Genomic DNA, 13001 nt, shown 5'->3' with positions numbered 1-13001 from the left:
CGAGGGATTCCTCACCTGTCACAATGCTCAACCTCACAGCCCCGAACGCCTTCCCCACCCACCTCGGCCGCCTCGACAGCGGCGAAGTGAAGAGCACCCTCGCCGGTCGGCTGGACACCGACCTTGCCGCTGTCGTCGGCATGTCGGCCGGCGTGGGAGGCGCCTTCCAGGCGGCCCGCGCCGATGAGCGCCTCTCCGCAGTGATAGCCCTCGACGGCCGTCCATACGACGCCCGACCCAGTTCGTATGACCAGCCGGCGCCGGCGCTCACCAACCGATCGGGGCTGGAGGAAAATCCCACCTATCTCCCTCACTTGGGGCGAGGACTCGAGCGCAGCACGAAGACCGGCTACCTGCTCACGATCCCCGGCACCACCCACCCGACCTTCACTGACGCGCCGCTGTGGTGGCCGCCGGTGCCGTGGCTGGTCGGCACCCGCGGGCGCACCGAAGGCAACCGCATCATCACCGAGCTGACGATCGGCTTTCTCGACGCCGAGCTCCGCGGCCGACCGACGGACCTTCCCGCCCTCTTCTCCAAGCATGGCGAGCTGACTGTTTACGACTCCGACGAATAACAGCGGCACGCATGGCTCGTTCGCCGCCTGAACGCCGGCCTGCTGCGCCAGTTCCTCGGCACTTGGGGGCCGGGTAAGGCGCCGCCTACTGCCAGGACTCTTCATGGCGCGGCGGACGCCTGCTCGCCGCGGCTCTGCCGCGCGCCTTTGTGGGTCGGGCGCCAGCCCACCACGACGCAGGCAGTGCCTCGCCAGTACGACCAGCTGACTCGGTCACCCCGGCCCACACTCACCTAGCAGTTAGGTTAGGCTTACCTAACTGACTCAGTTCAGAGTCTTCCGCCTGCTGCCATGGGAGAACTTGGATGCGTCCCTTCCGCGCCCGCGTCACGCAGCCGACCCACGCCGAACGAGTGCGCTCGATCCTGGTCGCGGCCCACTCGATGACGGTGGTCAGCGACGGGCTCCACACCGAAGTGCACCGGCTCCACGAGACCGGGGCGACGGGGCACGTCCACCTTCACGCACCCCCCGAGTCCGCTCCCGCCGGCAGCGAGAGGCGTGTCCCGGTGAGGCTGGAGCTGACCGACATCGCGCCCACACCGGTACGGGACCGGCTGCGGGCCCAGGTCACCCTGACCGGACTGCTGGCAGCCCCGTACGACGAGGGCGCCACGGCGAGCACCTGCATGGAGTTCGGACAGGCGCTTCTCGAAGACTCCCGCGGACGAACGTTCGTGACGCTGGAGGAGTTGCAGTCGGCAGCGCCAGACCCACTGGCCACCTGCGAGGCGGGTTTGCTCACGCATCTGCTGGACGGTCACCGCGAGTTCGTGCCGCTGCTGCTGCGACTCGTACGCCCGCAGCCAAACAGGGGCGTACTGCGCGCTGTCCCTGTGGCGCTCGACCGTTACGGGGTGACGCTGCGACTGGAGTACTCCGGAACCCACTGCGATGCCCGGCTGCCTTTCGCGTCGCCCGTGACCCACCCCGACCAGGTCGACTCCCGGTTCCAGGCCCTGCTGGCCGCGGCCCGCCGCGCATCCCACCCCAACTGCCTGCTGACCTGATCGACGACCCCGGGCAGGGGTCACCAATTCACGGGCCGCGCACCGGTGTTGACGCCGCCGCCGTCCCCGGACGAACGTGACGCCGGGGCGGAGAGTTGCGGCGGGCCGGGTCAGGATTCGGCCGCCTCCAGGAACCGTTCCAGTTCGGCGCGGGTATCGGGCCCGCAGGGCTGGAAGACGATCTCCGTGACGCCCTGTGCGGCGAAGTCGTCCAGGCGGCGCCGGACTTGGTCACGGGTGCCGCTGACCGTCACGTCCTGGAGCATCCGGTGACCGCCGGCCTTCCACGCAGCCTCGTCGGCTTCGTTGAGCTCGACGCAGTGCCCCTCGTGGACCGCGAGGTGACGGCGCTCCTCGGGGGCCCGCTCCACGGCGTCCATCCACTCCGCGCCGCCCGGGAGTTCACGCACCGCGGAGGGGCCGCCGAATTCATAAGCCCCGTGGTAGGCCAGGGCCCAGCCCGGTCCGCCGGCCAGGCGGGCGTGCTCGGAGTCCGAGGCTTCCCCTTCGTCGAGCACCGTTCCCCATACCAGGTTGGGCACCCACGAGTACTCCTTCATGAACTCCGGCAACTGGAGAGTGACGTAAAGGCCGTCGCCGATCTCCTTCGTCACTCCGTGTCCCTTGGGGCCGAGCGCGCTGATCAGGACGGGAACGTCGACCGGGCGGGCGGGAGCGTGCCCGTCGGGGTGCAGCATCTGCATCTGCGCCCCCTCCCACTCGACGACCTCGCCCCGGAGCAGCCCCCGGTAGGCGCGGATGTAGGAGTCCATGTAGGACCAGGTGATCGCGCGGTACCCCATGGCGCGGCGGCCGGTGAACCCGGTGCCGAAGGCGACCGCGACGCGGCCGGGGGCCAGTTCGGTGAGGGTGGCGGTCGCGGCGGCATTGACCATCGGGTGGCGCAGGCTGGGGATCAGCACCCCCGGCCCGAGGCCGATCCGCTCCGTCCTCTCGGCGGCCAGAGCGAGGGTCATCCACACGTCCGGGCTCTGCTGAGGCGTGTCGTACACCCAGGCCCGCGCGTATCCAAGGCGCTCGGCCAGTGCGATGTTGTCCGGTGAGTCGAGGGCGGTCGGGAAAGCACAGGACACCTCCACGGCCCCTCCATTTCTCAGATGTCGGATCGGGCGGAACGGGACAGGCGGCCGGGCGCCGCAGGCACGCGGCCGATTCGGTCAAGGCAGGCCGGCGTGCGGGATGTCGACGCGTACCGCCAGCAGTTGGGCTTCGCGCACCGGGCGGCGTTCGTGTTCCGGGAAGGAGGGCGCAGCGCACAGGAACAGGGTTCGGCCGTCGTCACCGCCGAGCATGCAGGCGAACACGCCGGTCCCCGTGGGTATCTCCTCCAGGATCTCGCCGCCCTCTGCGACGCGCAGTACGCGGTGGTGCAGCGCGTCCGCCACCCAGATCGCGCCGTCGGCGTCCGCGCAGAGCCCGTCGGGACCGACCTCGAGACGCTCGACGGCCTCACCGACGTCCTCGGTGCCGGGCGTCTCGCCGAACTGCGCCCATACGCGCCGGTTGGTCAACTCGCCGTCCCCGCCGACGTCGAAGGCGGTCAGCCTCCCGGCGAACGTCTCCGCGACGACCAGGACTCCGCCCGGCAGGATCACCATGCCGTTGGGGAAGCCGAGGTCCTGTGCCGCGGTCGTCACGGTGCCGTCCGGGTCGACACGGGTGAGGGTGGTGTACCGCAGAGCGGCCCCGCCCATGAGGTCGAAGCCGAAGTTGCCGACGAAGGCACGTCCGTGCTCGTCGACGACCATGTCGTTCAGCACTCCGGAGACGGCGCCTGACAGGTCGGCGTGCTCGGTCAGCTCTCCCGTCGCGTCGCGGGCGAGGACACGGTGATCGCGCATCGAGACGATCAGTGCGCGCCCGTCGGGCAGGAAACCGAGCCCGGACGGCTGGCCGGGCACCTCCGCCACGACCTCGGTGCCGCCGCGGCCGTCGGTCGCCACGACCTGGTTGGTGTAGAAGTCCGACACCCACAGCCGGCCGTCGTGCCACCGCGGGCACTCCAGGTAGGAGTAGCCCTCCAGCACGACTGTCAACTCCCGGGCAGACGGCTGTACTTCCTCCATCGTGACCTCGTTCCCCCACGCCGTCGTGGGCAGTTCGGAAGGCCTGGTCCCACGGTGGCTCCTGGGGGCGGCCACGTCGCACGTCACGAGGGCGGCGCAGCGAGGCTTGTGGGACGTACTGACTAAGCGCATAGTCATTCCAGCGGGAACGGGTGTCAAGGGTCCGGACGACGACTTCGGGAAGGGGCGGCGGCGGGACGGTGACTGAGCGCATGGTCACCGGCGCGTGGTACACAGTTCGAGGCGCTCGTGACGCGGAGCCTCACCGAGCGGGCACCGCATGCGAGCCGGAACCGAGCCGGCAGCGAAGCCAGGATCCGTACCGGAACCGCAGGAAAGGCGTCTCGGCATGGCCAAACGGCAGGCCCGTTTCACACCAGGGGAGATGGAGGGCGACCCCCGCCTGCAGGACCAGTCCCCGGATCTGTGGAGCGAGGACTTCGGAGACGTCGCCCGCAGTCTGCTCGCCTCCGCGGTCCGCTGCTTCGCCGCGAACGGCTTTCACGCCACGACCACGCGCGACATCTGCGCGGGTGTCGGGCTCAGTCCGGCCGCGCTGTATGTGCACTTCCCGTCCAAGGAGCTCGTGCTGTACGAGATCACGCGCATCGGCCACGAGCGCGCTCTCGCTCACATACAGGTGCCCGAAGTCGAGGCGGCCGGCGGTGCCGCGGACCGTCTGCACCTGCTCATGAGGCGGTACACCGCCTGGCACGCACGCCATCATGTGGCGGCGCGGGTCTGCCAGTACGAACTCAACGGGCTCGCCCCGGACCACTACGACGAGATCCGGCAGCTGCGTCGCCGCACCAACGAGGTGTTCCGCGACGTCGTCGCCGGCGGCGTCGCGGACGGCTCCTTCGCGCAAGTCGACGTGAACAGGGTCGTACGCGGCACGCTCTCGCTCGGCATCGACCTGGTCCGCTGGTACCGGCTGGACGGGCCCGACTCCCCGGAGGAACTCGGCGAGTTCTACGCCGATCTCGCTCTGCGGATGGTGGCGGGGACCGCCTCGGAGGACGGCCGGTCCACGACCGCGCCGCCGCGGTCACGCAGCGGCCGGAAGGCGAGCAGCTCCCCGGTCCCGGTCACCGGCTAGCTGTATTGACCTGATGCGTTGTTCACACGGCTGATTGGTGGCTGGCCTCCCAGTGCTGTGTGGCATCGGTGGTGGTTGTAGGTGTGCAGGAAGCTGTCCAGTGCGGCTGTGCGCTCTGCGTTGCTGGCGTAGGGCTGTTGGTAGGCCCATTCATCGAGAAGGGTGCGGTTGAAGCGCTCGACCTTGCCGTTGGTCTGTGGCCGGTAGGCGCGGGTGCGCTTGCCCGTCGCGCCGAGATCGGTCAGAGCCTGCTGGAACAAGCTGCTCTTGCGGTAGGACCAGGCGTTGTCGGTCAGCACCCGCTCGATGCGGCGGATGCCGTGGTGGGCAAAGTGGGCGGCCGCTCGGTAGAGGAAGCCGGCGCATGTGGCTGCCTTCTCATCGGTGTGGACCTCGCTGTAGGCCAGGCGGCTGTGGTCATCGACGGCGGAGTGGATGTAATCGAAGCCGACACCGGTCTTGGTGAGCCGGCTCTCGGCCCGGCCGTGGACACGCCAGCCGCCGCCATCGGGGATACGTCCGAGCTTCTTGACATCGACGTGTACCAACTCGCCGGGAGCCGCGCGTTCGTAGCGTCGGATCACGGTTCCAGTGGGTCGGTCCATCCAGGCCAGCCGGTGCAGACCATGCCGCGTCAGTATCCGGTGAACGGTCGAGGCGGGCAGGCCCAGGATCGGCCCGATCCTGGCCGGTCCCAGCTTGCGGATCCGGCGCAGTTCGCACACCCGGGCCTCGTCTGCGGCCGGGGTGCGACGCGGCGTGGTGTGCGGTCGGCTGGAGCGGTCGTGCAGCCCTGCTTCGCCCTCCCGGCGCCAGCGGCGGACCCACTTGTGGGCGGTGACCCGGGAGATCCCCATCGCACCCGCAACATGAGCGACGGGACAGCCGGAACGGACACGATCGACCAGCAGCCGCCTGCCATGAACAGTCAGACGGGCATTACGGTGGGACACGAAGACCTCCCTGCGGTGCAGTCCTTAGACAGCTCCACCACAGCGGAGGTCTTCGCTATTGATCAAGACCCCAGAGTTAACAACGCTCATGATCAATACAGCTAGCAGCTTCCTCCACGTCGCCGGCGGCGGGCCGCCCTGGGGCGCTCACGTGGCGGCGGCACGGACCGCTCTTCGTTGTTCTGCCCGGCCGGACCAGCTCACGCCAACCGGAGGATGTGCCAGTGCCGTTCAACCGTCCCGCCGCTGTTTCCGCCACCCGGATCGGACTCGGTCTGGCCGCCCTCGGGCGCCCCGGCTACATCAACCTCGGCCGGGAGTCCGACCTGCCCGCCGAGCGGACGGCCGAGGCGATGGAGGCACGTGTCCGCGCGGTACTGGACGCGGCGTACGAACGCGGGGTGCGGTACTTCGACGTCGCCCGCTCGTACGGGAGAGCGGAGGAGTTCCTTGCCGGCTGGCTGCGGAGCCGCCCGGAGGCCGACGATGCGGTGATCGGCAGCAAGTGGGGCTACACGTACACGGCCGAGTGGCGTGCCGACGCGACGGTGCACGAGGTGAAGGACCACAGCCTGGCCACCTTCGAACGCCAACTGGCCGAGACGCGCGGCTTTCTCGGCGGCCGCCTCGACCTCTACCAGGTCCACTCGGTGACTCCCGACAGCCCCGTGCTCACGGACCGTGCCCTGCAGGACGCACTCGCCGCTCTCGCCGCCGAAGGCGTCACCATCGGCCTGTCCACGTCCGGTCCCGGGCAGCCGGCCGCCATCCGCGCCGCTCTTCGGGTCACGGTCGACGGCGGCCCGCTCTTCTCCAGCGTCCAGGCCACGTACAACCTGCTCGAACCCTCGGCGGGACCCGCGCTCGCCGAAGCGCACGAAGCCGGACGCACCGTGATCGTCAAGGAAGCCCTCGCCAACGGGCGTCTCGTGCACGAGGCTGCCGGCTCGCCCCTCGGCCGCCTCGCCCGGGAGACCGGCACCGCACCCGATGCCCTGGCCATCGCCGCCGTACTGCGGGAACCGTGGGCCGACATCGTCCTGTCCGGCGCCGCCACCACAGGGCAGCTCGACGGCAACGTCTCGGCGCCGGCCGCGCACCTCACGGACGGTCACGTCGAGCAGCTGTCTGCCCTGGCTGTGCCGGCCACCGACTACTGGCGACACCGGTCAGCCCTGCCCTGGACCTGAACGGCACCTCTCGGACCGGAACCGTCCGGTCACCGCCGCGCACAGCAGGTCACTCGTCCCCGTGACGGCGGCGTCCGCATCCTCCGGAGACGGCCTCCGCCCGGCGTTACCGTCGAAAGCAGGAGGAAGGGGGACAAAATGTCGTCCCGGATGCTGCACGACAGCACACTCACCGGCCTGCGCACGGGCTTCACCGGCACCCTGCTCACACCAGGCGACCCCTCCTACGAGGAGACCCGCGCCGTCTTCAACGCCATGATCGACCGCTCCCCCGCGCTGATCGCTCTGCCCCACAACGAGGCGGAGGTCGCCCGGGCAGTCGCCTACGGCCGCGCGGAAGGCCTGCCGATCGCGGTGCGCGGCGGCGGCCACAGCGTCGCCGGCAACTCCACCTGCGACGGTCTCGTGGTGGACTTGCGCGAGATGAACGGCGTCACCGTCGATCCCGCGGCCCGCACGGTGCGGGTGGGCGGAGGCGCCACCATGCGTGATCTCGACACCGCCGTCCAGCCCTACGGGCTGGCCACGACCGGCGGCCGCGTCTCCACGACCGGTGTCGGCGGGTTCGTGCTCGGCGGAGGCTCGGGGTGGCTGGAGCGCGCCTTCGGGCTGGCCTGCGACAACCTCCTGGCCGCCGAGCTGGTGACGGCGGACGGCAGTCTCGTACGGGCGACGGCGCACAGCGACAGCGAGCTGTTCTGGGCACTGCACGGGGGCGGCGGCAATTTCGGCGTGGTGACGTCGATGACGCTGAGGCTGCATCCCCTGCCCGTGCTGACCGCCGCACTGCTGATCTGGCCGGAGGAAGCCACGCCCCAAGTGGTGCGCGAGTACAGGGATTTCATGGAGAACGCGCCCGACCAGGTGGGCGGGGGGCTGATCTGCCTGACGGCGGGTCAGGAGTCCTTCGTCCCGGAGGACCTCGCCGGGAGACTCGCCTGCGCCGTGCTGATCACCTACACCGGGCCGGAGTCACAGGCCCGCGACGTCATGGCTCCCATGCTCCGGCTCGGCCACGCGGGAGAGATGATCGCCGAGATGCCGTATGCGGAGCTGCAGAGCATGCTCGACGACCCGCCCGGCTACCGGAACTACTGGTCCGCGGAGCACCTCGACGCGTTTCCCGACGAGGCCGTGGATCTTTTCTGCGCGCGGGCTCACGACATGGTGGTTCCCTCGCCGTCCCAGCATGTGCTCTTCCCCCAGGGCGGCGCGGTCGCGCGGGACGCCGGTCTGTATCCGCTGCCCTGGCGCAGCGCCCCGTGGACGGTGCATCCGTTCGGCCTCTGGGACGATCCCGCCGACGACGCCCGGGCGAAGGAGTGGGCACGCGGCCTGCGCAGCGATCTGCAGCCCTGGGCGAGCGGTGCCGTGTATCTGAACTTCATCGGACAGGAGGGCCAGGACCGGATCGTCGCCGGCTTCGGGCCTGAGAACTACGAGCGCCTGGCCGCGGTCAAGGCCTACTTCGACCCGGAGAACGTCTTCCGGCTCAACCACAACATCCAGCCTGCCGCCTGAGCGCGCGAGGCCGTCGCGGGTGACGGCACGCCGCTGCTGTGCGTCACTCCTCGTCGAGGGCTGCGCTGAGCAGACGCCGGGTGCCTTCCTCGACGCGGTCGGCGTAGTAGTCGTAGAGCGCCTGGCGGCCCAGGCGGGCAGCGAGCGCACCGTCGCCGTCGCGGATCGCGGCGAGGACCTGCCGGTGGTGGGCGATGGAACGCTGCATCCAGACGGTGGCGTCGGCGGCCACCGCAATCTTCTCCTCGATGACCTCGACGACGGCGTCGTGGACGGCGCGTGCGCACAGGCCCAGCAGCGAGTTGCCGCTGGCCTCGGCCACGGCCTGGTGGAAGAGCGCGTCGGCCTCGCTGAAGGCGTGCAGCCCGGCCTCTCCGGCGCTGAGCGTCTCCATCCGCTCGATCTGCTCCGCCATGCGCGCCAGGTCGCTCTCGCTGTGCAGACGGGCGGCGAGGCGGTTGCTCTCGGCGTCCAGCACCATGCGGAACTGCACCAGCTCGCCGAGGGTGGACAGATGGGAACGGGCGAGCCGTCCCAGGGTGCGGCTGAGGTTGTCCGGGGTGATGCCGAGGACCTCGGCCCCCAGGGGGTCGCCGGGCCGGGAGCGTACAAGCCCGGCGGACTGCAGTACGCGCAGTGCTTCGCGGACCGTGGAGCGTCCGACGGCAAACTGGCTGACCAGCTCGCGCTCGCCGGGGAGCCGTGAGCCCGGCGGAAGGTCGCCGCTGAGGATGCGCTCCTCGATCTGTTCCGCGACGCGCTGGTATGCGCGCACCGGCTCCACCGGCTGGAAGATGGCCTCCTCCGCGGACATCTGCTCCCCCTCGTCGTACCGGTCGGCTCCTGGACTCCTCGTACTCACGGCCCCGGACCTCCGCTCCGGCGGAGGAAACGGCATGTTCTCCCCCTTGACCGGGGCGTGAGCGCCCTAGGAGAGTACGGGAATTCAACTGGTCTGACCAGTCTCCTGGTTGCCTGGCCAGGTGTCTTGGAGGGTTGCCACATGCGTTCCAGTCCTGGTGCTCCGCCGCGTGATCCCGTGGTCGACGCGGAGGCCGCCGTCCGTCTCACCCGCGATCTGGTGCGGCTGCGCACCGTGAGCGATGCGGGAGACGGCGGCGTGGAGGAGCCGGCCGTCGGCCTGCTCGCGGAGCTCTTCACCGAGTTCGGCTGGGAGTACGAGGTGACCGAGGTCGCCCCGGGACGCCCGAACCTCGTCGCCGTCGTCGAGGGCGGCGGCGGGGACGGGCCGACGCTGATGTTCGAGGGGCACACCGACGTCGTCACGGAGGGACGCGTCGAGGACTGGAGCGTCGACCCGTACGGCGGCGAGATCCGCGACGGCAGGCTGTGGGGCCGGGGCTCGGCCGACATGAAGTCCGGCCTGGCCGCGATGATCCACGGCGTACGGGGGCTGCAGCTCGCCGGCCCCTTCCCAGGACGGATCGTCCTCGGCGTGCTGTGCGACGAGGAGGGGATGATGCTCGGCGCCAAGGCGTTCGCGGCCTCATCGCTCGCGGCCGGGGTGGACGGGGTCGTCGTCTGTGAGCCCGAAGGCTACGAGGTGTGCACCTCGGCCCGCGGCGGCATCCGCCTCCGGCTGGACCTCACGGGCGTCATGGCGCACGGCGCGATGCCGCAGGAGGCGCGTTCTCCTCTGGTTGCCGGAGCCCGGATCGTCGAGGCCCTCGCGGAAGTGGAGGGGTGGGCCGTGCGGCGCTTCGGCACGCATCCGCATGCCGGGGCGGTGACCGTGACGCCGACCGTGCTGCACGCGGGGGACCCGGAACAGCTCAATGTCATTCCCGCACACGGCATGGTCGGCGTCGACGTACGCACGGTTCCCGGCACCGACCACGCCGAACTGATCGCCCGTGTGCGGAAGGCGGCGGCCGACGCCGCCGGGACGGCCGGCGTCACGGTCGCGACGACCGTCGTCGACGACCGGCCCGCGATCGAGATCGGCGAGGACCATCCCGTCGTCGCCGCGCTGGTCGCCGGGCACCGCGCCGAGCACGGCTCCGCACCCGCGTTCGGGGCGGTGCCGGGCACCACGGACGGCACGATCCTCACCCGTGACGCGGGCCTGCCGACCGTGGTCTACGGCCCGGGCGGCAAGTGGATCGCGCACCAGAAGGACGAATACGTCGAGGTCGCCGAGATCGGCGAATACGCGAGGGTCTACGCGGCCGCCGCCCGGCACTTCCTCACCGCGGGGCCCCGGGAGTCCGAGGGGGCGGCACGGTGAACGCCTTCTCACCTTCCGGCGGTCCCCTGCTCGCCGGCTTCCTTCCGGACGGCCTGACCGGTTCGCTTCCCGTCGGCGACGAGGGGGTGCCCGCCGAGCGCCGGGAGCCGGTGCGCTTCCCGTACGACGGCAGCGAGGTCGCTCCCGCCCCGGTCGGCGACGAGGCGCTCGCGCTGCGGGCGGCCGGGCACGCGGCTCAACTGCGCAGGCAGGTCGCGAAGCTGCCGACACGGGTACGGCGGCGGGTCCTCACCGGAGTCGCCGCGGCGCTGCAGGAGTCGGCCCGCGGTATGGAGGATCTGCTCGTACTGGAGACGGGCAAGCCCCGCACGGACTGCCGCACAGAGGTGGTGCGGGCCGTGGCCACGTGGGAGGCAGCGGCCGACGAGGTGTCCCGCGTGCACGGTGAGACGGTGCCGCTGGACGGCCTGCCGACCGGCGACGGCCTGACGGGGTTCTGGACGCGCCGGCCGGTCGGTGTCGTCGTCGGGGTCGCCGGGTTCAACTATCCGATGATGCTGGCCTCGCACAAGATCGCTCCGGCGATCGCCGCCGGCTGTCCTGTGATCGTCAAGCCCGCGCCGGCGACGCCGCTCGCGACGCTGTGGCTCGTCGCGCTCGTGCGGGAGCAGCTGACGGCGGCCGGGGCGCCGGCCGGAGCGGTGCAGATGGTCACCGGCGGCGCCGGCGTGGGGCGGGCGCTGACGACGCATCCGGACGTGGCGGCGGTCTCCTTCACGGGGTCCGCGGAGATCGGGCACCGCATCGCGCGCGAGGCGGCACCGCGCAAGGTGGTCCTGGAGCTCGGCTCGAACGCGGCGCTGGTGGTGGCCGCCGACGCCGATCTCGACGCGGCGGCGGACGCCGTGGTGCGCGGCGGTTTCTACGCCTCGGGTCAGGCCTGCATCTCCGTACAGCGCGTGATCGCCGTGGAGGAGATCGCCGGCGAGCTCGAGCGGAAGATCACCGAGCGGCTGCCCGGCGTCGTCGTCGGTGATCCACGCGAGCCGGACACCAGGGTTTCGGCGCTCATCGACGAAGCGGCGACGCAGCGGGTGTGCTCCTGGATCGAACGTGCCCGTGCCGCGGGAGCGCGGCTGGTGCACGGCGGTACCCGCAGCGGCCCGTGCGTGACGCCGACGCTGCTGGCCGGGGTGCCCGACGGCGAGCCCGCCTGGGACGAGGAGATCTTCGGGCCGGTGGTGTGCCTGCGGTCCGTGCCCGATCTGGATGCCGCGTACGCGACGGTCAACGCCAGCCGGTACGGGCTGCACGCGGCGGTCTTCACTCGGGATCTCGGAGCGGCCCTCGACGCCGTCGAGGAGCTGGAGACCGGAGGCGTCGTCGTCAACGAGGTCCCCGGCTACCGCTGCGACATCGCACCGTACGGCGGCGTGAAGGACTCGGGGACCGGCCGGGAGGGTCCGCGGTTCGCGATCGAGGAGATGACGGTGACGCGGATGGCGGTGTTCCGGCGGTGAGCGCGGCAAGGGAGGAGAGCAAGGTGGCGTACGCGGATCTGTTCCGCCTGGACGGGCGCCGCGTGGCGGTGGTCGGCGGGGCCAGCGGCATCGGCCGGGAATCGGTGCGGGCGCTGGCCGCGCACGGTGCTGAGGTGGTGGTCGCGGACAGGGACGCGCAGGGCGCGCAGGAGACGGCGCGGCTCGCCGCCGGTGAGCGCCCGGCGCCGGGGGCCGGCACGGGCGCGGTCAGCGCATGCACCCTCGACGTGCTGGACGACGCCGCAGTTCGGGAGGCCGTGGCCGGGTGGGGAGAACTGGACGGCCTCGTCGTCACGGTGGGCGCCAATGTGCGCAAGCGGATCGCCGACTACACGCCGTCCGACTTCGACCGGGTCATCGGGCTCAATCTGCGGGCGTATCTGACGCTCGTGCAGTCGGTGGCGCCGGGGATGGCCGAGCGGGGCCGGGGCAGCGTCGTGGGGCTGGCTTCGATGCGGGCGTTCCAGGTCGAGGCGGGCCAGAGCGTGTACGCGGCCTCGAAGGCGGGGCTTGTGCAGTTGCTGCGTACCGCGGCCGCGGAGTGGGGGCCGCGCGGAGTGCGATTCAACGCGGTGGCACCGGGGGTGGTGCGTACCCCGCTGACCGATCAGATCGCCGCCGATCCGCAGTGGTACGACGCGTATGCGCAGGCGTCGGCGCTCGGGCGGTGGGCAGGCGCGGAGGAGATCGCGGGGGCCGTCGCGTATCTCGTCTCGGACGCCTCGACGTACGTCACCGGCAGCGTGCTGAGTGTGGACGGTGGCTGGACGGCGGTGGACGGCCGTTTCGAACCGTCGCTGTAGCCCTTCCGGC

12 protein-coding genes are annotated in these 13001 nt (G+C 71.1%); 8 read left to right on the top strand and 4 right to left on the bottom strand.

Annotated features, from left to right (window positions below):
* On the top strand, window positions 1-578 hold a 578-nt coding region (locus AN215_RS00865), incomplete at its 5' end, for an alpha/beta hydrolase (RefSeq protein ID WP_488803501.1).
* 305 nt (window positions 579-883) lie between these two features.
* Window positions 884-1588 carry a DUF2470 domain-containing protein gene (locus tag AN215_RS00860; protein ID WP_070008771.1) on the top strand — a complete coding sequence of 235 codons (705 nt, stop codon included), beginning with the start codon at window positions 884-886 and terminating at the stop codon, window positions 1586-1588.
* A gap of 110 nt (window positions 1589-1698) precedes the next feature.
* Here the strand turns inward: AN215_RS00860 and AN215_RS00855 are convergent, their stop codons facing one another.
* Both AN215_RS00855 and AN215_RS00850 read right to left on the bottom strand, forming a co-directional pair.
* A complete protein-coding gene (locus AN215_RS00855) occupies window positions 1699-2682 on the bottom strand; it encodes an LLM class flavin-dependent oxidoreductase (RefSeq protein WP_245694127.1) in 984 nt (327 codons plus the stop codon).
* 84 nt (window positions 2683-2766) lie between these two features.
* On the bottom strand, window positions 2767-3675 hold the full coding sequence (locus AN215_RS00850) for an SMP-30/gluconolactonase/LRE family protein (protein ID WP_070008769.1): 909 nt from the start codon (window positions 3673-3675) through the stop codon (window positions 2767-2769).
* 349 nt (window positions 3676-4024) lie between these two features.
* On the opposite strand from AN215_RS00850, the gene AN215_RS00845 reads away from it, so the two are divergent.
* Window positions 4025-4774: a TetR/AcrR family transcriptional regulator gene (locus tag AN215_RS00845; RefSeq protein WP_070008768.1), complete on the top strand. Its 750-nt coding sequence runs from the start codon at window positions 4025-4027 to the stop codon at window positions 4772-4774.
* On the opposite strand, the gene AN215_RS00840 is transcribed toward AN215_RS00845, so the two are convergent.
* Window positions 4771-5727 carry an IS481 family transposase gene (locus AN215_RS00840; RefSeq protein ID WP_070008767.1) on the bottom strand — a complete coding sequence of 319 codons (957 nt, stop codon included), beginning with the start codon at window positions 5725-5727 and terminating at the stop codon, window positions 4771-4773. The two genes, AN215_RS00845 and AN215_RS00840, sit on opposite strands and share 4 nt — an antisense overlap.
* Before the next feature lie 224 nt (window positions 5728-5951).
* Between AN215_RS00840 and AN215_RS00835 the strand changes: the two genes are divergently transcribed.
* Together AN215_RS00835 and AN215_RS00830 are read left to right on the top strand one after the other, a co-directional pair.
* Window positions 5952-6917, top strand: a complete 966-nt coding sequence (locus AN215_RS00835; RefSeq protein WP_070008766.1) for an aldo/keto reductase — start codon at window positions 5952-5954, stop codon at window positions 6915-6917.
* A 138-nt stretch (window positions 6918-7055) separates the two neighbouring features.
* Window positions 7056-8438, top strand: coding sequence for an FAD-binding oxidoreductase (locus AN215_RS00830; RefSeq protein WP_070008765.1), 1383 nt, complete (start codon window positions 7056-7058; stop codon window positions 8436-8438).
* A gap of 43 nt (window positions 8439-8481) precedes the next feature.
* Here AN215_RS00830 and AN215_RS00825 read toward each other — a convergent pair whose 3' ends face one another.
* Window positions 8482-9300, bottom strand: a complete 819-nt coding sequence (locus tag AN215_RS00825; RefSeq protein WP_245694125.1) for a FadR/GntR family transcriptional regulator — start codon at window positions 9298-9300, stop codon at window positions 8482-8484.
* A 141-nt stretch (window positions 9301-9441) separates the two neighbouring features.
* On the opposite strand from AN215_RS00825, the gene AN215_RS00820 reads away from it, so the two are divergent.
* Genes AN215_RS00820 through AN215_RS00810 form a run of 3 tightly spaced genes read left to right on the top strand, consistent with a single transcriptional unit; the run spans window position 9442 to window position 12991 of the window.
* Complete coding sequence (locus tag AN215_RS00820; protein ID WP_070008763.1) at window positions 9442-10686, top strand: M20 family metallopeptidase; 1245 nt, start codon at window positions 9442-9444, stop codon at window positions 10684-10686.
* Window positions 10683-12167 (top strand): aldehyde dehydrogenase family protein, encoded by a 1485-nt coding sequence (locus tag AN215_RS00815; protein ID WP_245694123.1) that lies wholly within the window; start codon window positions 10683-10685, stop codon window positions 12165-12167. The genes AN215_RS00820 and AN215_RS00815 overlap by 4 nt, the downstream gene beginning before the upstream one ends.
* On the top strand, window positions 12164-12991 hold the full coding sequence (locus AN215_RS00810; protein WP_216093786.1) for an SDR family NAD(P)-dependent oxidoreductase: 828 nt from the start codon (window positions 12164-12166) through the stop codon (window positions 12989-12991). The genes AN215_RS00815 and AN215_RS00810 overlap by 4 nt, the downstream gene beginning before the upstream one ends.
* Window positions 12992-13001: the final 10 nt, after the last annotated feature.

Origin of the sequence: Streptomyces abyssalis, assembly GCF_001751365.1 — a bacterium.
GTDB lineage: Bacteria > Actinomycetota > Actinomycetes > Streptomycetales > Streptomycetaceae > Streptomyces > Streptomyces abyssalis.
Note: the sequence above shows the minus strand (reverse complement) of the source record. Positions and strands in the feature narration are given on the sequence as shown.